Genomic DNA, 23,783 nt, shown 5'->3' on the forward strand with positions numbered 1-23,783 from the left:
AAACCCGAGAACACGAGGAGTCTCCATGTCACTGTTGTTCGAATGCGAATACCGCGGCGAACGTTTCGTCGGCTTCGAGCGGCCCGCCCCGAATGCCCCGACCACGCTCTACCGGGTGCGCGAAGGCCAGTTGCGCGCCGCGATACTCGGCGCGGGCCCCGGCGGGGTCGGCGCGGTCGTCACGGCCGAGAGCGATCCGGTGATCGTGCCCGCGACGGCGGCCTCCGAACTGCGCTTCCGTCCGCCGCTGCTGCCGGAGCACACCGGGAACGCGCTGCTGAGCGGTTTCATGCGGACCCACGAGAAGAAATGGGTCGACGCGCCGCCGCACGACGAGACGAATCAGCACGCGCAGTGGTTCTTCAAGGGTTTCGGGTCGTGGCTGCGGCTGCCGGGCGAAACGCTGACGGTCCCGTCCTCGGCCGTGGCGCTCATCGAGGAACCCGAGGTGGTGTTGGTCTACGTCAACGACGACGAAGGCAGGCCGCACTACGTCGGCTACACCTTCGGCAACGACCTGTGCGATATCGGGCTGCACCGGCTCAACCCGATCTACAACTCCTACTGCAAACTCTGCGACACCTCGATCTCGCCGTGGCTCTTCCTCGGTGAGCCGCCGGAATCGGTGACCGGGCGCGTTGCCATCGACCGCGCGGACGGCCTCGCGTGGGAGGGAACCTTCCGGTGCGGCGCCGAAGCACTGCACTTCCCCGCCAAGGGCATGGCTGACAACCTGCTGTCCTATCCCGCGCTGCACCGGCCAGGCCTGGTCAACTATCTGCTGCTCGGTGCGGACGAGGCCAGCTTCCACGACGGCTTCCGGCTCACCCACGGTGATCGCGTCACCATCGAGTTCGCGAGCCACGACGTGGTGCTCGAGAACACGGTGCGCTGGGCCGACCGGATCAGCGTCGCCTGACCTCGGATTCCGGAACCCCTCGTGCCGCAAGGGGTTCCGGAATTCCGATGCGGTGTCAGAGCTGAGCCCACACCGACTTGGTCTGCATGTACGCCTCGACGCCCTCGCGCCCGAATTCGTGACCCCACCCGGACTGCTTGTACCCGCCGAAGGGGACGGCGTGGTCGAACACCAACTGGCAGTTCAGCGAGACGGTGCCCGCCTGCAGGCGCTTGGCGATGCGGTGCGCGCGGCTGAGGTTGGTGGTCCAGGCGGTGGCGGCGAGGCCGTAGCTGGTGTCGTTGGCCAGGGCGACGGCCTCGTCCTCGCTGTCGAAGGGCAGCACCGTCACGACCGGGCCGAAGATCTCTTCCTGGTAGAGCCTGCTGGTGGCCGGGTCGACATTGGTGAGCACGGTCGGGTGCACGAAGTAGCCGGTGCGGTCGAGGCGGTGTCCGCCGGTGACGACCTCGACGCCGTCGGACTTGCCCTCGTGGATGTAGCCCATCACGCGGTTGAGCTGCTTGGCGCTGATCAGCGGGCCGATCATGGAGCCGTCTTCCTTGGGCCCGCCCAGCTTCAGGTTGTTGGCGACGGTCGCGATGCCATCGACCACCCGCTCGTACACGCCGCGCTGCACGAAGATCCGCGAGCCGCAGACACATCCCTGTCCGGAGTGCACGAAGATGCCCATCGAGGCCATCATGATCGCCATGTCGAGGTCGGCGTCGTCGAAGATGAGCACCGGCGATTTGCCGCCGAGTTCGAGCATGACCTTCTTGAGGTTGCCCGCCGAGGCTTCGACGATCTTCTTGCCGACCTCGGTGGAGCCGGTGAAGGCGATCTTCTCGACGTCGGGGTGCGCGGTGAGCGCGGCGCCCGCGGTGTGGCCGTAGCCGGTGAGCAGGTTCACCACGCCCTCGGGCACGCCGGCCTCGTGGATGAGCCGGTCCAGCAGCAGCGCCGAGAGCGGAGTCTCCTCGGCGGGCTTGACCACGCTGGAACAGCCCGCGGCCAGCGCCGGGGCGATCTTGGCGCAGGCGTTGAACACCGGGCCGTTCCACGGGAAGATCAGCCCGACCACGCCGTAGGGCTCTTTGAGGGTGTAGGCGTGCATGTCGGCGTAGGCGCCGGACACCCCGCCCTGCATTTGCACCTCGTAGGCGCTGCCGTGCACCTTGGTGCACCAGCCCGCGTAGTAGCGGAAGAACTCCGCGCAGGTCGGCACGATCATCTGCGCCTGCGCGAGCGGCATGCCGGTGTTCAGCGAATCGAGTTCGGCGAGTTCCTGGGCGTGCTCGTCCATGAGGTCGGCGATGCGCCACATGATCTTGGCCCGCTCGCGTCCCGGCATGGTGTGCCAGATCCCGGAGTCGAAGGAGGTGCGCGCCGCCGCCACCGCCTCGTTCACCGCGTCCTCGCCGCAGTCGGTGAACTCGGTGATCTGTTCCTCGGTCACCGGGTCGATGACCGGGATGACCTCGCCCGTGCCGGGGCGTTTACGGATGTCCTCCAGAACCGATTGCAGCGTCATCGCCGAGTCCTTTCGATGCCGAGGGCCGCACGCCCACCAATGCTGTGCACATGCTTAGCACCGGTCCGGAGGTGTGGTCAATAGCTCGTTCTCGCTCAGGAGATCATGATTCTCCAAATCGCGTCGGTTCGTTTCCGTCGATCGGCCGACCCGCGCGCTCCGGGTCCCCGCAACCGACCGATCGGCTCGGTACCATCGCCGACATGCGGCTATCCACACGCAATCAACTCGACGGCACCGTCGTCTCCGTGACCCGTGGTGCAGCCATGGCCGTGGTCCGGGTCCGCCTCGCGGGCGGCGACGAGATCACGTCCTCCATCACCCGCGACGCACTCGACGACCTCGGACTCGCCGACGGCAGCGCGGTCAAGGTCCTCGTCAAATCCACCGAGGTCACCCTCGGCGTCGAATAGGCGGCGTGTCAGCCGACCGGCACCAGGTCGAAACCCAGCGGCGGGAAGCTCGGCAGGCCGCTGCGGAAGACCTCGGTCGGGGTGTTCAGCGCCTGCGGCAGCTGTGCCGCGGTCAACGCCTGGGCCTTGAACGCCTGCGCGGCGATGCTCAACCGGTGCACCACCGGATCGACCTGGTGCTGCGGCGGCGACGTCCACGCCCGACCCCAGACCACGACTTCGACGCCGCCGTCGTGCAGGGCGTTGAGCAGTCCGCGGTGGGTGCGCGAATCCTGTTCGCAGACCACCGAGGAGATCGCGACCGCGTCGGGCCTGCGTCCCTGGCCGCGCGCGGCGATCACCGAGTCCAGGTCGAGGACCTCGGCGCCGAGGATGCGCAGCGGACGCACGTCCGCGGTGGGCAGACCGGGAATGAGCACGGTCACCTCCCAGCCCGCTCCGACCCGGTCGAACAACCATCCGCCCGCGTGTTCGACGGCATCGGCGACATTGTGGGCGACGACGTCGAGTCGGTAGCGCACCGCGTCGCGGGGCGGGCGGACGCCCGCGGCCGGGCGGATGCCGCGGTCGGCGGGGTCGAGCGGTCGAGCAACCATGAGATCTCCATTCCCTCGGTGAACGCGACGATTCTCCGGCTCGGGTGCCGGGGTGCGGTCGCGGCGGTTTCGGCCCCGTGCGCGGGCCGTTCGCGAAGCGTCGGTGCGGTCCGGTGTGGAGGGGGAGTATCGCGCCGACGGGCTCGATCCTCGACCCTGACCGTCATGCGCCTCACTCCTCGCACGGCTACGACTCGTTCGACCGGCGGCTCCATGCCCAGCGCGCCGTCCCCCAGTAGGTTAAGCGCTTAACCGTCCGGTGTCCAGAATAGATCGTCCGCGCGGTGCTGCCCGCTACGTCGACGCGCGCACGATCAGCCGGGCGACCTCCGTCGACTCCGCAGGCAGCGATGCGGCGTACCCCAGCTCCGCGAGCACCGCCGCGACCGCGACCGCGGCGATGGCGGCCGGATCGAACTCGACGGTCGTCAACGGCGGAGACGCGAAGGCGCCCATCGGATTCGCGTCGACCCCGATCACCGCGAGATCCTCAGGACAGCGCAAACCTGCCGCGCGCATGCCGAACAGCACGAGTCCGGCGATCTCGTCGCTCTGTGCGCACACCGCCGTCACGCCGTCGCGAACCCAGCCGAGCAGCACCTCCGCGACGGTCTCGGGGGTCACCGCACCCACCGTGACGGACGGCAGGTCGTGCGCCCGCGCCGCCCGCGCCACGCCCTCGAACCAGTAGTCGCCCAGCGCGCGCCACTTCGCGATTCCGGTGTAGGCGAACGCGATCGCACGATGCCCCCGCGCCACCAGATGGCCGACCCGCAACGCGCCGACCGACAGCAGCGGGTCACCGAGGGTCGGCAGCAGGCCGATTCCGATATGCGGCACCTTCGCGGCCACCACGGCGGCGCGCGCGCCCGCGCTGAGCGGGAACATGCTCACGACCGCGGCCGGATCGAGGTTCTCGATGGCGTCGACCACCTGCTGGTCGTCCTCGGTCTCGAAGATCTGCACCTGCAACAGCCCGAGCCTGGCCAGTTCCGTGGTCATCCAGCTGCCGACCTGGATCGGCATCTCGCCGACCGCGACGCGGGGCACCACGTACAGCACCACCCCGCCCTTGCCGCGCGCCAGATTCCGGGCCGCCACATTGGGCCGGTACCCCAGTTGCTCGGCGGCCCGGTAGACCGCCTCCCTGGTGCGCGTCGAGATCCGACGACCCTCGGCATTGTTGAGCACATAACTCACCGTCGCCGTCGATACCTTCGCCAAGCGGGCCACATCGGCGTTCGTCGGCCGCGCGACCTTGTCCTCGACGCCGGAAGCGTCACCTTCACGAGCGGCCATGGCGACATGATGGCATACGCGGTCGCCACCGAATCGAGACCCGGTGATTCACCTGCGCGTGCATGATCCGGGTTCGACGGGGTATGCCGCCGGCGAAAGACGCGTCGGCATGGAGGACGCGCTCGACCGACAGGAGTACCGCAATGCTCGGACTTGGCATCATCGGATGGATCGTGATCGGCGGACTGGCCGGTTGGATCGCCAGCAAGATCATGAAAACCGATGCGCAGCAAGGCATCTTGCTCAACATCGTGGTCGGCGTCGTGGGCGGTCTGCTCGGCGGATTCCTGCTGAAGCTGCTCGACGTCGACGTGGAGGGCGGCGGCCTCTGGTTCAGCTTCTTCACCTGCCTCGGCGGCGCGGTGATCCTGTTGTTCCTGGTCGGCCTGGCCACGGGGCGGCGCGTGCGCCACTAGTCGGAACCCCTCCGCGCGCGGTCCGTGTGGCCCGATCCGCCCGGTGACGTCTCGGCGTCGCCGGGCGGTGTCGCGTGCGCGCCGCGCGAATCGCTCGTGGCCGACCGGTCAGGAGGCGGGGGAAACGGCGACCGGAAGGCTCGTGAGTGCGCGGTGGAAGGGGCCCGGTCGCCAGGTCAAGGTGTCGGCGGGGCGCGACAGGCGAATTTCCGGTAGGGCGTCGAGAAGTTCGTCCACCGCGGATTCGGCGATGATGTAGGCGATATCCCTGGCCGGGCAGGCGTGCGCGCCCGCGCCGAATGCCAGGTGCGCGGCATTGCCGGAATTGTCGGCGACCATTTCCGGATCGCCGTTGCAGCCCGCCATGCTGATGACGACCGGTTGGTGTGCGGGCAGCACGACATCGTCTATCTCGATCGGATTCGGCGGATAGGTGACGCACAGATTCGACACCGGCGGATTGTGCGACAGGACCTCATCGATGGCTTCCCTGGTGGATCTTTCACCCGCGCCGAATCGCGGGTCGGTAACCAGGAGCAGCAGGGTATTGAGGACGAGATTCGCGACCGGTTCGAGACCCGCCGCGTACAGGGTGAGCAATTGCTGCGACACCTCGGCGTCGTCGAGTCCGGTGGGATGGGCGATCAGCGCGGAGGTGATGCCGTTGGAGGGTGCTCGGTGTTCGATCGCGACCAATTCGGCGAACGCTTCGTCGAGGAGCGTGCCCGCCTTCTCCGGATCCGCGGCGTCGAACATCGCCGCGAACCCTTCGCCCACTCGCTCGCCCGTCGGCCTCGGACATCCGAGCAGTGCGTTCATCACCTCGAAGGCCAGCGGAAAGGCGTAGGCGGTGACCAATTCGACTTTACCGCCCGATTCGAAACCCTCGACCAACCGGGCCGCTACTCGCGCGACCGTGCGCCGCAGGCGATAGGTGTCGACGTCGTTGATGGCCGCGATGACCGGCTGCCGGTAACGCCGGTGCGCCGCACCGGTGTTGCGCAAGGCATTCGGCCGCCATTCCAGCATGGGCAGCACCGGGCAGCCGGGCGCGATCGTGCGCTGCCAGACGCGCGGGTCGGCCGGAAAGTTCCGCGGGTCGTGCAGGATTCGCAGCGCGGTGCGGTAGCGCAACACCAGCCACGCGGGCACGCCGGGCGCGAGTTCGACCGGGGCCAGCGAACCGTACCGTTCGCGCATGGCTTCGTGGAATCCGTGCGGGTTCGCGGCGTAGGCCGCCGAATACAGCGGCACGCGCGGTTCGTCGAAATCCGATGGGCGACAACCGGTATTTCGCGTCGAATCGTTCTCTGAATTCACAGATATTCTCCGGAAGGGAAGTGGTAACGCGTCCGCGACCGGGATCGCATTCGATCACCGGTCGGCGGCGCGGCTGGTCGTCGCTCAGCGGCGGCTTGACACCAAATCCTCGGCTGACTCGCGAATCATCGCCTGAATCCCCCTCTGTACTTGTGCTGCTCGCCGTGACGGCGTTCGGATGATGGGCAAAGGAACCGTGACGCAGAAGGAACCGTGCAACAGCCCGTGCCGGGCGACGATCCCACCTCGACACCCCGTGGTCGCGCCTGCCACCTGTCGGCCCCCTCGGCGATATCGTATCCCGGACGAGCCAGCCCAGTGTCACGCGGCAGGCCCGAATGGTCAAGCGTCGCCGGTGTCCCGAAACAGGTCGCCCCGCTCGCGGCGTCCGCGGCGGGCCGTGCGGGAAAACTCTTGTCGGAGAGAATGATCGGGCGCGGATGCGGACTGTTCTGTCCGGTAGTGTCCGCATGATCGGCTCGCGACGACAGGTCGCAGCCGGGGGCCGCATGTCGACTCGCCGCGCCGGAGCGACCGTGTCGAACTCGAGCCACCCGGCGACCGGTCGGTTACATATCCGGCGCGCCGACGGTGATCCAATAACGCCGCGCCGGACCGAATTCCGTGTCACGGATGCTTTCGAGCACACCGCCGTTGCCCTCGATCGTCCGCGCCGACGCGGTGTTGTCGGCGGCGCAAACGATCAGCACCCGCTCCAGCGCGAGATCTCCCGCCATGTCGAGCATCCGACCCAGCGCCCAGCCCGCGAGTCCGCGCCTGCGCGCCGAAGGCCGCACGCCGTAGCCGATATGCCCTGCGCGCGAGACGAACTCGCTGAATCCGTGCCGCAGCGCGATACCGCCGAGCACCCGGTCGCCCTCGGTGATCCACCGGTAGGTGCACAGGTCGTGCCGCGCGTCCTCGCTGAGCCTGCCCACCCACTCCGCGAATCCCGCCGCCGACTCCACTTCGTCGCTGGTGCGCAGCCCGAACCCGTCCTCGTGCGCCCCCGGCCCCCACTCCCGGTGCGCATCAAGCCACGCGCTGTGCAGACCGACGGTTGGCGCGATCAATTCCGGCATACCCGCGACCCTAGCGACCCCGCGCCCGCACCGTGCCGCAGCGCGCGCCGCCGGGCAGTTCCGGACGGTACGAAAGCCCGACGGACAACCGTTCTATATGCTCGCGCCGGCCGCATGCTCGCGCCGGGTTCTCTGTCAGTCGTCAGGGAGAGGTGGATCTGCGGCAGGTGCCGTTCACCGCACCAGGTCCGCGTCGACGGGAGTAGTGAGCGTCCAGATTCGGCGGATGAGCGGTGTGGCTTCGATGGACTGGCGGAGGCCCGCTTCGAAGGCGGCCTGCCATCTCGACCGGTCGGACAGATCGGGGCCGAACGCGGAATCGGCGGCGGCGTCGGCGGTGATGCGCACCACGTCGGGATGAGTGTCGACAGGTGCGTTGCCCATTCGTAGCCCGAGTGGTTCCGCGATGATCACGCGTGCTTTCGGCGGGACGAGATCGGTGTTGAGGCCCGCGCGGAAGGCGCCGTCGAAATACCGGCGGTCGCCGACGGGTATCGGTTCGGCCATGCCGGGGGCGGCGGTACCGGCCGCGACCGCCGACGCGGGCGGCACACCGTCGCCCGCGCGCCACACGATCGGCTCGCCGGAATCCGCGTCGACGGCCGGGACGAGCAGATTCGCGGGCCAGTCGACGTCGCCGATGAGATGCCGCATCCGGGCGACCCAGATGTGGGCGGGTGTCGCGGTGGCCGTCGATGCGATCCGGCCGACCTGCCGCCTGGTGTCGGTGGTCGGCGCGCTGCCGCCGAGGAGCAGGTGGGCCTGCGCCATGGCGTTCGGGTCGCCCCGGTTCGGACCCGATTCGAGCTCGGGGTTCGGCGCGGGCCGCGCCAGATCGGTGTCACCTCCGAGCAGCATGCCCGCGATGGCGCCCGCCGAGGTGCCGACGACGGTGTCGGCCTCCGCCAGGTCGATGCCGCCGCGCCGGAGTCCGGTGAGCAGCCCGAGCAGCCATGCCGTCCCCGGTACGCCGCCGGGTCCGAGCACGACGGCGCGGTGCGGCTTCACAGGGTCCTCCGGTAGGTGCCGGGCCGCTGCGGGTCGACGTTCCAGCCGACGATGCGCTGCGGGCGGATCCGGATGATGTGCGGGCTGAGGTGCGCGTCGGCGGCTTCGGTGACGGCGGGTTCGGCCAGGCCGCGGATTTCCAGGAAGCGCATGCCCTGCGCACCGACCCCGATCGCGTCCTCGACCATGAACGCCACGCTGGGATGTTCGGCGATATTGCGGTATTTCGCGGAGGCGGCCATCTCGTATCCGGCGATGTCGATGGTGCCGAATTCGGCGTTGTACTCGAAGCCGACCGGTTTGACCTGCGGCGTGCCGTTGGGCGACACCGTCGCGAGGTGACCTCTCGGGTGGACGCCGAGGTATCCGAGTTCGATCTCGTTGAGGCTCATGCCCATATCGTCATACCTCGACCGAGGTTGAGGTCAAGACCGCGGTCAGCGGCGTCGCAGACCTGCCGCCAGACCCGCGCCGAACAGGAGTGCGCCGACGACGAAGAGTCCGCCGCCGATCGCCCACATGCTCAACGCGATTCGGGTGTCGCGCGGCAGCACGGACAGGTCCGTCAGGAATTCGGCGGTGTCGTCGGGCAGCAGCAGGCCCGCGATGCCGGGGATCAGCCCCCACAGCAGTCCCGCCAGCATCGTGCCGACCGGCGACATCGCGGCCAGCGCCGCGACGAGCAGCAGCAGGAACGCGCCGCCGATGAGTTGCAGGTTGGGTCCGAGCCGGTCGGAGGTCTGGTACCCCTCCCAGCGGCCGGTGGCTTCGGCGCCGAGCGCGACCAGGGTGATGCCGATCGGCGTCAGCACCAGCGCGAGGAACGTGCCGAAGAAATTGCGGGCGACGCCCCCGCCGCGCGCCGGTGCGGGGGGCGGCGACCAGCGCGGAGGCTGCTGATACGGCTGCTGCGGGGACTGGTGCGGGGGCGGGTACTGATAGGACATGGTCTGTCTCCTGCCGTGCGCGGCCTGTTTGCTCCGCCGCCCATTCTTCTCCCCGGAGGCCGCATTCGGCAGTACACCCGACCCGGTGTCGCGTCGGGCGGTTCAGCAGGCCGGATGGTCGGAGTGTTGAATATGTATCGTGCACTTAGGTTAGGCTTACCACATGGTTGAGGTTTCTCGCACTGCTGCATTCTGTCGCACGGGGACGGGGCATGCGATCGAAGTGGTGGACATAGGCAAACGGTTCGGCGCGGTGACCGCACTGGACGGGCTCAGCCTGACCGCCGACTACGGCACCATCACCGGCGTTCTCGGCCCGAACGGCGCGGGTAAGACCACAACCATCGATGTACTCACCACCTTGCGGCGACCCGACAGCGGCCGGGCGAGCGTCGCGGGGCACGACGTGGTCACCGAGGCGGCCGCGGTGCGCTCGGTGATCGGCGTGACCGGTCAGTTCGCGGCCATCGACGCGAACCTCACCGCGCGGGAGAACCTGGTCCTGTTCGGGCGACTGCTGAAACTGGGGCGCAAGCGCTCGCGCGAGCGAGCCGACGAACTGCTGGCCCGATTCGAGTTGAGCGAGGCCGCCGACCGGCGTAGCGGCACCTTCTCCGGCGGCATGCGCAGGCGGCTCGACCTGGCGGCCTCGCTGGTCGGCAACCCGAAGGTGCTGTTCCTCGACGAACCGACCACCGGATTGGACCCGCGCAGCCGCGCGGTGCTGTGGGAGGTCGTGCGCGGCCTGCGCGACGAGGGCATGACCATCCTGCTGACCACCCAGTACCTGAACGAGGCCGACGAACTCGCCGACCGCATCGTCGTGGTCGACCACGGCCGCGTCATCGCGGGCGGCACCGCCGACGAGCTCAAGAACCAAGCGGGCGAACCGGTTTGCCACATCGCCGCCGACAACTCGGAACAACAGGGCCGGATCATGGCCGCGCTGAACGGTTTCGCGGGCGCGGCACTCGTCGCCGACGGAGTCACGGTGCCCGCCAACGGGTCCGCCACCCTGGTCGAGGTGGTTCGGCGCCTCGACGCCGCCGGAATCCACGCCGAGGACATCGCGCTGCGCCGTCCCACCCTCGACGACGTGTTCTTCCGGCTCACCGGACATCCCACCGAACCCGAAGCGGCATCCGAGGAGTCGGCCGAGCCCGTCGGACCGGCGGCCCGATGACCGTCGACGAAGCGCCTCCCGCCGCGCGCGCGTCCCTACCGGTGGATGTCGCGGTGCTTGCGGGGCGGCATCTGCGATTGATGAGCAGGCGCCCGGCCTCCATCTTCGGCGCCATCGTATTGCCGCTGGTGTTCGCGGTGCTGTTCTTCGCGGTGTTCGGCAAGGTCGTGGAACGCCACATCGACGGCGACTACGGCCAGTACGTGCTGCCCGCGGTGCTGTTGCAGGCCATGCTGTTCACGGCCATGTCGGCCGCGATCCTGACCGTCGAGGACATCACGGGCGGCCTGATCCGCCGGCTGCGTTCGATGGCCGTCGCTTCGGGCGCGCCGCCGCTCGGTTTGGTCACGGCGGAACTGGCCAGGGCGGTGCTGACCACGGCGGTTCTGCTGATCGCCGGTCTCGCACTGGGATTCGCGCTGCACGGCGGCGTGGCGGCCTCGATCGGGTTCGTACTCCTCGGACTCGGATTCGGCGCGGCCGCCTGCACCGGATTCGTCGCTCTCGCCTTCGCGTTGGGCAAACTCGAATCGGTGCAGTTGGTCACCAACCTCATCTTCTTCCCGTTCCTGCTGGTCTCCAATGCGTTCACCCCCACCGAGGCCTTCCCGGAATGGCTACGGCCGTTCGTGGCGAATCAGCCGCTGAGCCGCACCGCCGACGCCCTGCGCGCCCTCGCCTCCGCCGACGACGCGCTGGCCGAACCGGTCGCCGTCGCGGTCGCGTGGGTGGCCGCACTGCTCGTGGTGTGCGCGATCGGCGCCACCGTCGCCTACCGGAGGGCCCGATGACCGCGACACCCGCACCGCACACCGCCGCGCCGCGCCGCGTGGTCGCTCAGGCCGTGGAGCTCGCGGCGCTGACCGGCCGCGCGGTCCGGGTCACCCTGCGCGACCCGGCGCTGATCGGACCCGCCACCCTGTTCCCGGTGATCCTTTTGGTGCTGATCACCGTGTCCTTCGGCACGCTGGTCGCACCCGGCGGCGACCGCGCCGACTACGTGAACTACAGCCTGCCGCTGTTCGCGGTCATGGGCATCCTGTTCGCCGGACTCGGCACGGCCATGACCGCGTTCGCCGACCTGCACTCCGGATTCGACGCCCGCCTGCGCACCATGCCGATCAGCCGGTCCGCGCCGCTGCTCGGCCGGGTACTCGGCGACGGTGTTCGCAACCTGATCACCTTGATCGTGGTCGTGCTCGTCGGCTACGCGCTCGGGTTCCGATTCAGCGGACCGGCGGCCGGAACGATCGGATTCTTCCTGCTGCCCTTGGTATTCGGCAGTGCGGTGGCCTGGGTCATGGTGGCGTTCGCGGTGCGGGCCTCCTCGGCGGAGGCGGTGACCTCGGCGTTGAACGCCCTGCTGCTCGTCGCCTCGTTCCTGTCGACCGGTTTCGTGCCGCGCGCCCAGCTGCCGGGCTGGGTGCAGCCGATCGCGGCCGCCAATCCGGTGTCCTCGGTGGTCGAGACCATGCGCGCGCTGGCCTCCTCCGGCGCGATCGCGGAGCCCCTTGCCCGCGCGTCGGCGTGGACGGTCGGACTCACCGTGGTGTTCGGCGTGCTCGCCGTGCGCGGCTATTCCCGTCACGATTCGCGCGGCTAGCCCGGCAGCGCCCGCCGGAGGGGAGCGTCGCCGGGCCTGCGCGACGAATCACACCGATTCCCTGGGCTTTTCACTCGGGACCGGTGCGGAACGCGGGAAGAGTTCGTCCCAGTGGCGATCCAGACGCACGCGCGCCCGCACCGGCTCGACGACGCCGAACGTGCCGTCTCCGTGTTCGACGAGCAGATCCAGTTCGCGGAGTCGGCGCAGTCCGGCGCGGATCTCGAAATCGAAGGTCGTCTCCCAGCGCGCGCGGAACCAGTCCTCGATGCGCCGATCGAGGTCATCGGCGGTCGACGGCGCGCCCGCGGTGCGCAGGAAGTGATAGGCCAGCACGGTTTCCTTCACCTCCGATTCCTCGGCGGCGCCGAGCAGATGGTGGAATACGCCCGCGTCGTTGTCGAGATTGCGGAAATAGAGATGCTCCGACAGCGTCTTCAGCAGCTTGATCTTGCGGTTCTTGAACTTCGAGAACTGCCGGAACACATAGCCGCCGAAGGCCGCGATCCCGGCGCCGAGAGTCACCAGCGCGGTCTGATCCAGGCGCACCGACTCCTCACGCAGCCCCAGCCAGAACGCGACGAGCAGAATCAACAACCCGAGCGAGGCGACCAGTTTGGTGACGAGCACGATGATGCCGGAGATCACCGCGGGCACCCCGATCAGCAGTTTGTCCAACGGCCGCATTCCCACGCGGACACTGGGATACAGCATCTCCAGATCGTTCTTCGGCACGTTCTGGAACAGTTTCAACAGCACGCCGCTCGGCCGGTCCGGATCCGGCTCGGCGCGCTCGGCGAACGCGATGTACACCAGAACCTTGGAATAGCTGGTGAATTCGATCTCGCGGGTGCGCAATCCGTACAGCCACTTCACCTTCTCGGTGCGCTGGGTCACCCCGCGCCGGAAGAACAGCGCGGTGTCGATGTCGGCGTCGTCCACCTCGAGGCGCAGCTTCACCAGCGAATGCTCGTCGAAGGCGCGCCGGATCTCCTCGGCCTCGACTCGCGTGAAATCGGCCGCCTCGGCCAGGGCGACGAGTTCTCGTTCCACGATCGCCCGCGCCGCCGCCCGATCGTGCGCCGTCGGGACACCGACCGTGCGCACGTCCTCGGCGGGATCGACCAAGTGGTAGGCGTCGAGCACCGCGTCGCCGCGCGCGTGGAATCCGTGGTGGGTCAGCGCCGCCAGCAAACGCGCGAACTCGAGGAAGGCGCCGCGGTCGGCCTCGGGTAATTGCTCCGCGCACAGCGAGATCACCGCGCTCTTGCGAAACGGCAGGAAGTGTTCGGCATCCATCGGCAACTCCTCTCGGCGGGCACCGCCCGTCGGCCTTCACCCTAAAGGGAATCGGACATCGACCGTGCGGGGCCGCCGAGTGGACGCGCGGATCAGCCCCGGAAACGCAGCCGGAGTTCGGCGAGTCCGCGGATGAGGACGTTCGGCCGGTAGGGCGGCTCGTCCTGGAGCAGTTCGATCGAGCCGACCCGCGCCAGCACCGCCTGCAGCAGCACCTCCATCTCCATGGTCGCCAGGGGCGCGCCGAGGCAGTAGTGGTGGCCGAGGCTGAACGCGAGGTGCCGCGACACCGGTGCGTGGCCGTCGAAGCGCGTGATGTCGAACACCTCGGGGTCGTCGAATGCGCGCGGGTCGCGATTGGCGCAGGCCAGCAGCGTGACCACGCCGTCGCCGGGTTCGAAGGTCTGCCCGCCGAGGGTGGTGCGCACCCGCGCCGAACGGGTGTTGAGATGCGGGGGACCGTCGTAGCGCAACATCTCCTCGATGGCGGGACGCACCAGTTCGGGCCGTGCGCGCAACAGCGCCAACTGGTCGGGATGGCGCACCAGCGCGAGCAGGCCGTTACCGATCAGGTTCACCGTGGTCTCGTGGCCCGCCACGATGAGGAACACGATGGTGCCGAGCATCTCCTCCTCGGTGAGCCGGTCGCCCTGCTCCTCCACCGCCGCCAGCGCGCTGATCAGGTCATCGGTCGGCGCGGCCCGCCGTTCGGCGATGAGGTCGCGCAGGTAGTCGAGGAAGGCGGGGGTCGCGGCGGCGCGCGCGTCCTTGTCACGCTGCGGCAGCAGATGATCGGGGTCGAGGCCGCGGGACAGAACCTGCGACCAGTCCTGGACGCGGTCGTGGTCGCAGGCGGGCACCCCGAGGATCTCGCAGATCACGGTCAGCGGCAGCGGGTAGGCGAGCCCGGTGATCGCGTCGAATTCCCCGGCGGCGAGCGCGGTGTCGAGCAGACCGGCCACGATCTGCTCGACCCGAGGGCGCATCGCCATGATCCGGCGCGGGGTGAACGCCTTGGACACCAGACCGCGCAGGCGCGTGTGATCCGGCGGCTCCATCCACATGAACACCGGCGGGAACGCCTCCTCCTGACCGGAGTGCAACTGCTCGACCTCCTGGTCGTGACCCCAGTCCGCGCCGGTGAGCGCCGTGGCGACCTCGTCGTAGCGGGTGAGCAGGGTCAGGCCGAGCGGGGAGCGGTGCGCCGGTCCCAACTCCCGCAATCGCCGGTAGTAGGGAAACGGGTCGTGGCGATTGGCCGGATCGAAGATCTGCAACATCAACCGCAGTTCCGTCGACAGCTCGTCCGCCGTCGTCGGCTGCGCCGGTGCGCCTGCTTGACTCATGACCGATTTCCTTCATGTGGGAGGCGTGTCGCTGGTCGAGATGTCCTCGGCAAGCTTGCGCGAATCACCCGCGAGGCCACGGTGTGATTCCTCTTTCGATTCGGCCGATGGATAAACCTCGCACCGCGATTCGCCCCGACATCTCACGCGCCGCCGCACCCTCGGTGGGCTATCGTGGCGGCGTGGGATCTGCCGAGTTCGTTCCCGGTGATGTCGTGTACTTCCCGGAGGGACCGTTCAGCGGGGTGTGCGGTGTCGTCCGTGCGGTCGATGTCCGAAAGGCCGAGTTGCGTCTGGAGTTCGGCGAGGGCATCGTGCACCGCGAGGGCGGAGTCCTGCGTGGACGATGGCACACGATGACCGTCGGGTTCGACGAGATCGAACTCGGCTGACCGCCGCCGCGACCCGTCGAGTCCTGCGCGAATGCCGTCTTCCCGTCGGTCGACGGCGAGCTTGCGCCCGGTCAGAGTCTGGCGGCGGTGACGGCGACCGTGCGGTAGGCGCAGGTGAAATGTCCACCCGCGCGGTCGATGGCGGCGCCGAGGCCCGAGAGCACCTCGGCCAGGACCGATTCCGGGAGGTTCGTCGCGATACCGCTGGTGGCGGCGAAATCCAGCCACTGGGCGCGGGAATACCGCTGTTCCCAATCGAATTCCCAGAACTGCGGACGCTCGAAGGCATTGGTTCGACGTATGCCGTCGCTCGCCTTGTCGACCTGTTGCGAATGTGTCTGCGGGCCGGCTGAGTTCGCGGCCATGCGTGCGAGCGGTGAGTCGGGCAGCACCCGCAGATACACGTCGGCGAATTCGGCCCGCAACGGTTCCGGCGGTGTCTGCACATTCCAGAACACCGCCAGTCTGCCGTGGGGGCGCAGTATTCGGGCGGCCTGCTCCGCGCCGCGATCGGGGTCGACCCAATGCCAGGTCTGGCCGGCGACGACGGCGTCGAAACGTCGCTCGCGCGGCTCCCACTTCTCGAAAGTCGCGGTGTCGACCGGGAATCCGCCGCCGCGCGCGAATTCCGCCATGCGAGCGTCGGGTTCGACGCCGTGCACCGAAGCGCCCGCGGCGCGGAACTGCCGCGCGACGATCCCGGTGCCGATGCCGACATCGAGGACGTCGCGTCCGGGGCTCGCGTCGAGGATCTCGCGGATCAGCGCGTCGGGATAGCGGGGGCGGGAGCGGTCGTAGCGAGCGGCGTCCACGCCGAAGGATTCGGCGATGTTCCTGGCTCGATGCGATTCGGTGGGGAGCGGATTCGGGGGTTCCGCACGTGGAGTGGGCATGCGCCCACTATTGTGGGCGGGTGCCCACTTGTCAACGGGCGCTATGTTCGTTCGGAGCGAAACGAGGAGGTGCGGTGCCGACCGGAGTCCACATGCGCGACGCGCGCGAGCAGTTGTTCGACGCCGCCGAACGAATCCTGTTGCGCGACGGCCCGAACGCGCTCACCAGCCGGTCCGTCACCGGCGAAGCGGGTTGCGCCAAAGGCGTACTGCACCGCCATTTCGAGGATTTCGACGCCTTCCTGGTCGAGCTCGTCCTGGACCGGATCCGGGGCATCGAAGACCGATCCGCCACCCTGTGCGCGGCCGCGGGCACCGGCACCGTCGTCGGTAATGTCACCGAAGTCCTGACGGAGGTCTTCGAATCGGTGGCGGGCGCGATCCTCCCGCTGATCACCTTCCGCGACGAACTGCGCACACGGTTGCGCGCGGCGGGCCTGCGCGGCTTGCCCGTGGTCACCGAATCCGCCGCCATGATCGCCGCATACCTCACGCGCGAGCGCGCGCTGGGCCGAATCGACGCGGCGGCCGATATCGAAGCCCTCGCGCCCACCGTCATCGGAGTCGGCCACCTGCTCTACGCCGACCGCTCGGCGGCACCGCACTCGGATCAGGTGCGGCGGATGGTGTCCTCGGTGCTCGCGGGTGCGCTGTCGTAAGCGAGCGCCACACTCGGACCGGCGGGGCGATTCGTGGTGTATCGCCGTGTCGTCGGCGGATCGAATGACAGCCGAACGGCCCGGCGCGACTCGTTGTTCCGGACGCCGCGCGGATCGCGTATCGACGAACGCTCGCGACGGTGTTCAGTCTCTGTTCATCATCGAATTCATCGAAGCGGGCGCCGGGGCCGAGATCGTCGCAGTACCTTTCCGCCATGGGGAACTCCGAGGACGACGAGCGCGCCCGGCTCGCGCTCAAGAATGCCGTACTGGTCGCCGATGACGACGAACTGCGTTCCGAACTGATCGAGACCCGCGCCGCGATCGAGGAGCGGCCGGAAGTGGGATTCTCGCCCGAGAGTGGCGATTCGTTCGACGGTCCGGCGCGGAGGGGGCTTCGGGGGAGGGCGACGGCGGGTTCACCGCCGAGACGATCGTCCTACGCACCGGAAGGCCGGTGCTGACCATCCGGCGCGACGCCGCGCAACTGACGTTCACCGATCCCGAGAGCGAAGTCTGGCGCACCCGTCTCAGCGCGGCGTCGGAGGCGCTGGTGCGTGCGGCGCGCGCCGTCGGACGGATCGAGGTCACGGGCCACGACGCGGCATGGCTCGGCACCGGGTGGCTGCTCGCCTCCGATATCGTCGTCACCAATCGGCATGTCGCCAGGGAGTTCGGCCGGGCGGGCGGCGCCGGGTTCGTCTTCCGTCAGGGCTTCTTCGGGCCGATGACCGCGTCCATCGACTTCCTCGAGGAGGCCGACCGCCCCGAGGACCTGACCTTCGCGATCAGCCGGATCCTGCACATCGAGGACGACGCGGGTCCCGATATCGCGTTGCTGCGAGTCCAGCAGACCGGCGCGGGGATGTCGGCGCCGATACCGCTGTCGGAGGCTCCCGTCGCCGACGACCTGCTCGCCGTGATCGGCTACCCGGCCAGGGACAGCCGGATTCCGGACCAAGCGCTCATGGACAAGATCTACGGCGACATCTACGACAAGAAGCGCCTGGCGCCGGGGCGGCTCACCAGGACCGAAGGTCCGGTGATCCTGCACGACTGCTCGACTCTCGGTGGGAACTCCGGATCGGTCGTGGTGTCGCTGACCACCGGCGAGGCGGTCGGCCTGCACTTCGCGGGGCGCTTCCTGAAGTCGAACTTCGCGGTCGCCGCGCCGGTGGTGAAGCAGCGCCTCGGTGCGGTGCTCGGCGGCGGGGTCCGCCGTCCACGGCAGCCCGCCGTCACCGTCGACCCGGGCGTGGACGCGGGCGTGCGAGGAGAGACAAGGGCCGATGGTCCCGGTCCGGTCGCCGCGGGCCCGCCCAGGTTCACCGCGGTCGTTCCGCTGCGTGTCACGGTGGAGCTCGCGGATCCGCACTGGGACAACGCATCTGCTCCCGTGACCGCCACGAGCCCGGTCACCGAGGTCGACGCGGACGAGGTCGTCGTGGAGGGCGTCGCCGCCGACTACACGGACCGCGCGGGCTTCTCGGAGGCATTCCTCGGCGCCGAGGCGCCCGTCGCCCTGCCGGTGGTCGCGGACCAGGACGACGTCCTCGTCTTCGACGACAACGGCAGTTCGGGCACCGTGCTGAAGTACGACCATTTCTCGGTGGTGATGAGCAAGAAACGTCGCATGTGCCACTACAGCGCGGTCAATATCGATGGCAAGCAACTCATTCGGTTGCCACGCCCGGGTTGGCGCCAGGATCCGCGCATCCCGAAGGGTGCGCAGATCAGCGCCGAATGCTACGGAAATCCCCCGAAGTTCTCCCGCGGTCATATGACGCGGCGCGAAGACCCGGTCTGGGGTTCGCCCGCGACGGCGGCGCGCGCGAACAGCGACACCATGCACGTGACCAATGTGGTACCGCAGATGCAGACCTTCAACGGCGGTGTCTGGCTCGGTCTCGAGGAGTACGCGTTGCGGAACGCGCGCCAGGACCGGATGCGGATCTCCGTCATCACCGGCCCCTTCCTCGAGGAGGACGATCCGGTTCGATTCGGGGTGCCGATCCCGGTGGACTTCTGGAAGGTGATCGTCTTCGTGCACGACGCGACCGGAGCGCTCACCGCGACGGGATACAGTATGTCCCAACGGGATTTCTTCGCCGAGGAGGAATTCGTCTTCGGCCGGTTCAAGACCGCGCAACGCCGGATCGAATGGATCGAGCGCCGCGCGGGCTTGTCGTTCCGCGGTCTCGCCGACCTCGACCCGTTCCGCGAACCGGAAAGCGGTGTCACCGAATTGCACGACTTCAGCGAAATCCAGTTCGTCTAGGGTCGCCGCAGGCGAAAATCGTTGTAACGTCAGCGAAGTAGACCTTGCCCGATCCGATTGGCGCGATGTCCTCGTGGCCGCTGGTCTGGCAGAGCAGAACTGGGAGGAACGAATCACCGCGGAATTGGGACCGGCTGCCGAAGCGGAATCGGCGGCATCGCCACAACAGGCGGACGGCGCCGCCGTGCGCGGTACGGCGCCGCGTGCTCGCGGTACGGGCGGTGCCGGGTGAGAGCTGTCGTGTACGACCGCTACGGCGGTCCGGAGGTGCTGTCGGTCGCGGAGGTCGCGGTACCGTCTCCCGGCGAGAAGCAGGTGCTCGTTCGCGTCCACGCCACCTCGCTCAATCTCTCCGATTGGGAATGTCTGCGCGGGACACCGCTGTATGCGCGCCTCGGAGGGCTGCGCGCACCCGCGAACCGCATTCTCGGCTCCGATATCGCGGGGCGGGTGGTGGCTGTCGGCGCCGGAGTCACCCGATTCCGGCCCGGGGAGGAGGTCTACGGTGACAATCTCGCTCTCAAAGGCGGATTCGCCGAATACGCCGTCGTGGCCGAGTCGGCGCTGGCGCGCAAACCGGCGGCGCTGACCTTCGCCGAGGCCGCCGCGCTGCCGCAGGCGGGTGTGATCGCGTTGCAAGGTGTTGCCGGAGCGGGCCCCGACACGTCGGTGTTGGTCAATGGCGCCGGTGGAGGTTCCGGCTCGTTCGCCATCCAACTCGCGAAACGCGCGGGCGCCCACGTGACCGGGGTGGACAACGCGAGCAAACTCGACTTCATGTGCTCACTCGGCGCGGACGAGGTGATCGACTACCGCGAACAGGATTTCACCCGCACCGGTTCGTACGACCTGATACTCGATCTCGTCGCGTACCGTTCGGTATTCGCCTACCGCAGAGCGCTCGCGCGCGGCGGCCGCTACCGATGCGTCGGCGGAACGGCGCGCGCACTGCTGCGCGTCACGACGGCGGGCGTTGCCATCGGCGCCATGACCGGACGCAGGCTGAGCGTGCTCGCGGTGCGGCAAGGGCCCGCGCACTTCACCCCGCTGGCCGAACGCTGCGTGGCGGGCGAGATCGATATCCATATCGATCGCACCTTCACCCTCGACGAGGTGCCGAGTGCGCTCGCACACGTCGGTGAAGGTCACGCCCTCGGCAAAGTGGTCATCGAAATCCCCTGAGAAGGAGCGGAACTCATCGCAATTGTGGATGAGCGCCGCGCACGGGTCGGGGCGATCGGCATACCAGATGTCCATGCCGCGGCTCGTCCGGTGCGGGGCTGCCGAAGCGCCGTCGCCCGCGAGTTTTGTCCCGGAGGCTTCGTCGGGGGAGAAGACGGTCCCGGATCGAAGGGGATGATCCGGGACCGTCGCAGGAATATCGCGCGGACTGCGCCCCGAGTTAACTCGCGTCCCGAGTCGGTGTCTTGCGGCCCGGTCGGCCACGGTCGGTGCTCGAGGCGGCGACGGTGTCGATGAGTTCGTCGATGCCCCGAGTTGCGCGGATCTGTTCGGCCAGCACGGCGGCGGCTTCCCGATAGCGTGGCGAGCTCAGGGTTTTGCGGACCGCGCGGCGGATCGCGGTGACGCTCGGGTGACCGGTGTGCAGGTTGATTCCGGTGCCCGACCAGGCGACACGGGCCGCGACTTCGGGTTTGTCCTCGGTGTCTCCGGCGATCACGATCGGCACCGCGTTGGCGAGTGCGTAGTGGACGCCGCCGTATCCGCCGTTGGTGACGAGCAGGTCGAGGTGGGGGAAAAGTTTGTCGTAGGGCAGGAATCGGTCCGCGCGGACGTTGGCGGGGAGTTCGCCGAGTTCTTCGATCGGTCGTCCGCCGGTGGTGACGACGAGCAGGACGTCCTCGGTGGCGAGTGCGTCGATGGTGGGCCGGACGAGGTCGTGGTAGTCCTGGTTGGCGATGGTGCCTTGAGTGGCGAGTACGACCGGTCGGGCGCCGTCGAGGTCGCTCCACCAGGACGGGAGAGGGCCGTCGGTGGGGGCGATCACCGGGCCCGCGAAGCGGATGGGCACCGTGGCGTCGGGGCGGGGATATTCGAAACCCGGCACGGACAGTTGGACGATCGCGTCGGCCTCGCTCATCCAGTTGACGACGAAGGCTTCGGCGGCGCGTCCGTGCACGGAGCGGTGCAGTTGGTCGAGGTCGGCTTGGACGGGGCCGAAGACCACCTTCTCGACCAGGGCGCGCAGGACGGTGTTGCGCACGCGGTTGAACGGGCCGCGCCACGGCCTGAAACCGAGTCCGAAGGGCGGCACCGCCGTGGAGGCGAGCGGTAGGGGCAGCATGCCCGCGACGATCACCGGGGGACGGGTGTCGCGGGGGTGGCCCGCGAGCAGCATGGCGCCGATGAAGGTCGGATCGACCAGGACGGCGTCGGGCTGGGTCGGGTCGTCCATGGTCAGTTCCAGGAGGGCGTCGTATTGGGCTCGGGCGGGGCGCAGGAAGTTCTGGGCGACGTCGTAGCGCAGTCCGGCGATGCCCGCGGGCCGCTCGCGGGCGAGGACGGCGCTGATGACTCGGTCGTCGTAGTCGGCTTCGGTTGGTAGCGCGAGGAATTCGCTGCCGGTGCGGGCCACGGCGTCGGCGAAGCGGGCTCCGGTCAGGAATCGGACCCGGTGCCCGCGCCGGGTGAGTTCGGTGGCGATGCCGAGCAGGGGAGTGACGTGCCCGTGGATGGGGACGCTGGCAATGAGGTACTGGGACATGCGCGGGTTCCTTCGATGGCGGTCGGCGGGATACAGTTCACTGGTACGTCATACCAGTGAATCGTGTCGAAGGGATATTGTGTCGGAGGCGAATTACGTTTCACCGGTGCGGGCTCGGCAAGCGGCGGCCACCCGCCACAAGATCCTCGTCACAGCCGCCGAACTCTTCGCCGCGCAGGGCTACGGGCGTACGTCGCTTCGCCAGATCGCGCAGGCGGCCGGGGTGTCGCTGGAAACCGTTCGGGTCCAGGGCCGCAAGGGGAGTCTGCTGACCTCGGCCGTGCGCGTGCTCAGTTTCGGCCGCGATGTCGACGAGTCGGTGCTCGATGCCCCCGAGGCGGGCGATCTCCGGAGTGCCTCGACCCCCGCGGAATTCGCGACGGCGGCGGCGCGATTGCTGACCGGCCTCGCCGCCCGCACGGCAGGAGTGTGGCGCGCGTTCCTTTCGGCCGCCGCCGACGATCCCGAGGTGGACGCCGAGTTGTCGCACACGCAAACGATGATCAGGGCGAATGCGGGCAGCGCGGTCGAACTGCTTTCCGCCCGCGGCTGGCTGCGCACCGACATCGCCGACGACGAACTCACCGTGAGCCTGTGGCTGCTGATCTCGGTAGAGAACTACGACAAGCTGACCGGTCGCCTCGGCTGGAGTCCGCGGCGCTACGAACAGTGGCTGGCAATCGCGTTGAGCGACCTGCTGTTCGGCCGATCACCCCGGTCCGGCGCGCCGGTCGCGCACCGCACGAACTGACCGCCCGATCGGCCCGCACGTGTTGTGTTCGGATTACGGCCACCGCTGTGGCCGAGGCGAGGCGGCGGAGGGCGCAGGGGCGTAGGTTGTTCGTATTGTGCCGTTCTGGTCAGGTTCGAAGCAGATGTACCAGGTGCCGTGGCGTCCGGGAACTGTTCCGACGTAGTGGCATTCGGCCGTGCCCGGCGCGGGCGACGTGGTCGGCGTGGCGATCGCGGCGGGAAGCCCGGACAGGATGCCCGCGACGGTGAGCAGGGTGAGCGACGCGATCTTCATGTTGGGCCTCGAAACCATGGAAGTAATCGGTATGTGACGGTTCAGGTGCTCGGGTGGGACCGCCGCGCCGCCTCAGCGCAGCGGTCCCCGGGTGTGGTCGGTCAGATGACCGCGATGACGGCGCCGATCACCGCGCCCGCGACCTTGAGTGCGTCGAGGACGGAATTGAGCAGGGCCACGGGATTGAAGTTGACCCGCGCTTTCCAGTGCCAACGCCAGCCGCGGACGAGCTTGGGCCAGTTGGCGGCGACCTGCGGGCTGACCACGGTGCGGTTCCAGTCGACATTGCGCGAACCCGGTTCGCTGGTGCCGTGCATCCGGCCCTTGGCGGTGAAGGTGTAGGCGGTGCCTGCCGAATCCGTGATGACCCAAACGAAGACCAGGTCGTAGCTGGGGAAGCCGGAGTCGTGGAAGTGGCCCGTGAATACACACTTGCCGTCCCGGTGCAGAGTCAAGGAGGCGAATCCGTTCACCGGGACCCCGTTGTTGAACGTGATGTTGCCGGTGTGGAATGGCCCGATGACCGCGGGCACATCGGCGGCGGGCTCGGGGAGGGCTCCGTCGAACTGGATCATCTCGGTCGCATCGGGATACAGCTCCTTCAGCTGGTCGAGATCCTCGATCAGTTCGAACTCGGCCGATCCGCCGACGCTCGCGATGACGCGGAGTTCGTCGACCGCCGCTCGGGACAGGAGGTCGGTGATCTTCTCTTCGTTGTCTACTTCACGCGATGTCATGGCACGTGATTCCTTCCGCTCGAATCTCTGTCGAAATCCGCAGGTGCTGCGAACGAGTTCCAGAATCGCGGGAAAGGCCAGGTCGGCGCATCGGAGCGTGATGGTGTTCTCGACGTACCGTGTGGCGA

Annotated in this window: 26 protein-coding genes; 12 read left to right on the top strand and 14 right to left on the bottom strand. The window is 68.6% G+C overall.

What is annotated here, in order from left to right:
- The first annotated feature begins 25 nt into the window (after window positions 1-25).
- Window positions 26-919, top strand: coding sequence for a fumarylacetoacetate (FAA) hydrolase (locus tag IT779_RS23740; protein ID WP_196151604.1), 894 nt, complete (start codon window positions 26-28; stop codon window positions 917-919).
- A gap of 55 nt (window positions 920-974) precedes the next feature.
- Here the strand turns inward: IT779_RS23740 and IT779_RS23745 are convergent, their stop codons facing one another.
- Window positions 975-2,432 (bottom strand): aldehyde dehydrogenase family protein, encoded by a 1,458-nt coding sequence (locus IT779_RS23745; protein WP_196151605.1) that lies wholly within the window; start codon window positions 2,430-2,432, stop codon window positions 975-977.
- A gap of 203 nt (window positions 2,433-2,635) precedes the next feature.
- Between IT779_RS23745 and IT779_RS23750 the strand changes: the two genes are divergently transcribed.
- Window positions 2,636-2,845, top strand: a complete 210-nt coding sequence (locus IT779_RS23750) for a TOBE domain-containing protein (RefSeq protein ID WP_196151606.1) — start codon at window positions 2,636-2,638, stop codon at window positions 2,843-2,845.
- An 8-nt stretch (window positions 2,846-2,853) separates the two neighbouring features.
- On the opposite strand, the gene IT779_RS23755 is transcribed toward IT779_RS23750, so the two are convergent.
- Window positions 2,854-3,441: a hypothetical protein gene (locus IT779_RS23755; RefSeq protein ID WP_232542028.1), complete on the bottom strand. Its 588-nt coding sequence runs from the start codon at window positions 3,439-3,441 to the stop codon at window positions 2,854-2,856.
- A 294-nt stretch (window positions 3,442-3,735) separates the two neighbouring features.
- Complete coding sequence (locus tag IT779_RS23760; RefSeq protein ID WP_196151607.1) at window positions 3,736-4,740, bottom strand: LacI family DNA-binding transcriptional regulator; 1,005 nt, start codon at window positions 4,738-4,740, stop codon at window positions 3,736-3,738.
- A 143-nt stretch (window positions 4,741-4,883) separates the two neighbouring features.
- On the opposite strand from IT779_RS23760, the gene IT779_RS23765 reads away from it, so the two are divergent.
- Complete coding sequence (locus IT779_RS23765; protein ID WP_196151608.1) at window positions 4,884-5,156, top strand: GlsB/YeaQ/YmgE family stress response membrane protein; 273 nt, start codon at window positions 4,884-4,886, stop codon at window positions 5,154-5,156.
- Between the two features lie 108 nt (window positions 5,157-5,264).
- On the opposite strand, the gene IT779_RS23770 is transcribed toward IT779_RS23765, so the two are convergent.
- The 5 genes from IT779_RS23770 to IT779_RS23790 all read right to left on the bottom strand — a co-directional run bounded on the left by IT779_RS23770 (window position 5,265) and on the right by IT779_RS23790 (window position 9,513).
- Window positions 5,265-6,476: a cytochrome P450 gene (locus IT779_RS23770; protein WP_196151609.1), complete on the bottom strand. Its 1,212-nt coding sequence runs from the start codon at window positions 6,474-6,476 to the stop codon at window positions 5,265-5,267.
- Window positions 6,477-7,045: 569 nt separating this feature from the next.
- Window positions 7,046-7,558, bottom strand: a complete 513-nt coding sequence (locus IT779_RS23775; RefSeq protein WP_196151610.1) for a GNAT family N-acetyltransferase — start codon at window positions 7,556-7,558, stop codon at window positions 7,046-7,048.
- A gap of 174 nt (window positions 7,559-7,732) precedes the next feature.
- The gene (locus tag IT779_RS23780) at window positions 7,733-8,566 is read right to left on the bottom strand and encodes a patatin-like phospholipase family protein (RefSeq protein WP_196151611.1); all 834 of its coding nucleotides are present in this window, start codon (window positions 8,564-8,566) and stop codon (window positions 7,733-7,735) included.
- A complete protein-coding gene (locus IT779_RS23785; protein ID WP_196151612.1) occupies window positions 8,563-8,958 on the bottom strand; it encodes a PPOX class F420-dependent oxidoreductase in 396 nt (131 codons plus the stop codon). Before IT779_RS23785 ends, IT779_RS23780 begins: the two co-directional genes overlap by 4 nt.
- Window positions 8,959-9,003: 45 nt before the next feature.
- Window positions 9,004-9,513 (bottom strand): hypothetical protein, encoded by a 510-nt coding sequence (locus tag IT779_RS23790; protein ID WP_196151613.1) that lies wholly within the window; start codon window positions 9,511-9,513, stop codon window positions 9,004-9,006.
- Between the two features lie 226 nt (window positions 9,514-9,739).
- Here IT779_RS23790 and IT779_RS23795 point away from each other — a divergent pair, with 226 nt between their 5' ends.
- The 3 genes from IT779_RS23795 to IT779_RS23805 are packed head-to-tail and all read left to right on the top strand — an operon-like array spanning window position 9,740 to window position 12,299.
- On the top strand, window positions 9,740-10,696 hold the full coding sequence (locus IT779_RS23795) for an ATP-binding cassette domain-containing protein (RefSeq protein ID WP_332838941.1): 957 nt from the start codon (window positions 9,740-9,742) through the stop codon (window positions 10,694-10,696).
- Window positions 10,693-11,487 (top strand): ABC transporter permease, encoded by a 795-nt coding sequence (locus IT779_RS23800; RefSeq protein WP_196151615.1) that lies wholly within the window; start codon window positions 10,693-10,695, stop codon window positions 11,485-11,487. The genes IT779_RS23795 and IT779_RS23800 overlap by 4 nt, the downstream gene beginning before the upstream one ends.
- Window positions 11,484-12,299, top strand: coding sequence for an ABC transporter permease (locus tag IT779_RS23805; protein ID WP_196151616.1), 816 nt, complete (start codon window positions 11,484-11,486; stop codon window positions 12,297-12,299). Before IT779_RS23800 ends, IT779_RS23805 begins: the two co-directional genes overlap by 4 nt.
- 48 nt (window positions 12,300-12,347) lie before the next feature.
- On the opposite strand, the gene IT779_RS23810 is transcribed toward IT779_RS23805, so the two are convergent.
- Complete coding sequence (locus tag IT779_RS23810) at window positions 12,348-13,598, bottom strand: TMEM143 family protein (RefSeq protein WP_196151617.1); 1,251 nt, start codon at window positions 13,596-13,598, stop codon at window positions 12,348-12,350.
- A gap of 92 nt (window positions 13,599-13,690) precedes the next feature.
- Entirely contained in the window at window positions 13,691-14,944 is a 1,254-nt protein-coding gene (locus tag IT779_RS23815; protein ID WP_196151618.1) for a cytochrome P450, read from the bottom strand.
- Between the two features lie 182 nt (window positions 14,945-15,126).
- Here IT779_RS23815 and IT779_RS23820 point away from each other — a divergent pair, with 182 nt between their 5' ends.
- The gene (locus IT779_RS23820) at window positions 15,127-15,336 is read left to right on the top strand and encodes a hypothetical protein (protein WP_196151619.1); all 210 of its coding nucleotides are present in this window, start codon (window positions 15,127-15,129) and stop codon (window positions 15,334-15,336) included.
- A 71-nt stretch (window positions 15,337-15,407) separates the two neighbouring features.
- Here IT779_RS23820 and IT779_RS23825 read toward each other — a convergent pair whose 3' ends face one another.
- A complete protein-coding gene (locus tag IT779_RS23825; RefSeq protein ID WP_196151620.1) occupies window positions 15,408-16,229 on the bottom strand; it encodes a class I SAM-dependent methyltransferase in 822 nt (273 codons plus the stop codon).
- 74 nt (window positions 16,230-16,303) lie between these two features.
- Between IT779_RS23825 and IT779_RS23830 the strand changes: the two genes are divergently transcribed.
- From IT779_RS23830 to IT779_RS23845, 4 genes are all read left to right on the top strand, one after another.
- Window positions 16,304-16,888, top strand: coding sequence for a TetR/AcrR family transcriptional regulator (locus IT779_RS23830; RefSeq protein ID WP_196151621.1), 585 nt, complete (start codon window positions 16,304-16,306; stop codon window positions 16,886-16,888).
- Between the two features lie 215 nt (window positions 16,889-17,103).
- Window positions 17,104-17,352, top strand: coding sequence for a hypothetical protein (locus tag IT779_RS23835; protein WP_196151622.1), 249 nt, complete (start codon window positions 17,104-17,106; stop codon window positions 17,350-17,352).
- A complete protein-coding gene (locus tag IT779_RS23840; RefSeq protein WP_196151623.1) occupies window positions 17,346-19,166 on the top strand; it encodes a DNA/RNA non-specific endonuclease in 1,821 nt (606 codons plus the stop codon). Before IT779_RS23835 ends, IT779_RS23840 begins: the two co-directional genes overlap by 7 nt.
- Window positions 19,167-19,394: 228 nt before the next feature.
- Window positions 19,395-20,348 (top strand): NAD(P)-dependent alcohol dehydrogenase, encoded by a 954-nt coding sequence (locus tag IT779_RS23845; protein WP_196151624.1) that lies wholly within the window; start codon window positions 19,395-19,397, stop codon window positions 20,346-20,348.
- Between the two features lie 220 nt (window positions 20,349-20,568).
- Here the strand turns inward: IT779_RS23845 and IT779_RS23850 are convergent, their stop codons facing one another.
- Window positions 20,569-21,891 carry a glycosyltransferase gene (locus tag IT779_RS23850; protein WP_196151625.1) on the bottom strand — a complete coding sequence of 441 codons (1,323 nt, stop codon included), beginning with the start codon at window positions 21,889-21,891 and terminating at the stop codon, window positions 20,569-20,571.
- A 106-nt stretch (window positions 21,892-21,997) separates the two neighbouring features.
- Between IT779_RS23850 and IT779_RS23855 the strand changes: the two genes are divergently transcribed.
- Window positions 21,998-22,642 (top strand): TetR/AcrR family transcriptional regulator, encoded by a 645-nt coding sequence (locus tag IT779_RS23855; protein ID WP_196151626.1) that lies wholly within the window; start codon window positions 21,998-22,000, stop codon window positions 22,640-22,642.
- A 33-nt stretch (window positions 22,643-22,675) separates the two neighbouring features.
- Here IT779_RS23855 and IT779_RS23860 read toward each other — a convergent pair whose 3' ends face one another.
- Together IT779_RS23860 and IT779_RS23865 are read right to left on the bottom strand one after the other, a co-directional pair.
- Window positions 22,676-22,936, bottom strand: a complete 261-nt coding sequence (locus tag IT779_RS23860; RefSeq protein WP_196151627.1) for a hypothetical protein — start codon at window positions 22,934-22,936, stop codon at window positions 22,676-22,678.
- A gap of 83 nt (window positions 22,937-23,019) precedes the next feature.
- The gene (locus tag IT779_RS23865; RefSeq protein WP_196151628.1) at window positions 23,020-23,655 is read right to left on the bottom strand and encodes a hypothetical protein; all 636 of its coding nucleotides are present in this window, start codon (window positions 23,653-23,655) and stop codon (window positions 23,020-23,022) included.
- Window positions 23,656-23,783 lie beyond the last annotated feature (128 nt).

The sequence above is a fragment of the Nocardia bovistercoris genome, assembly GCF_015674855.1.
GTDB classification, from domain to species: domain Bacteria; phylum Actinomycetota; class Actinomycetes; order Mycobacteriales; family Mycobacteriaceae; genus Nocardia; species Nocardia bovistercoris.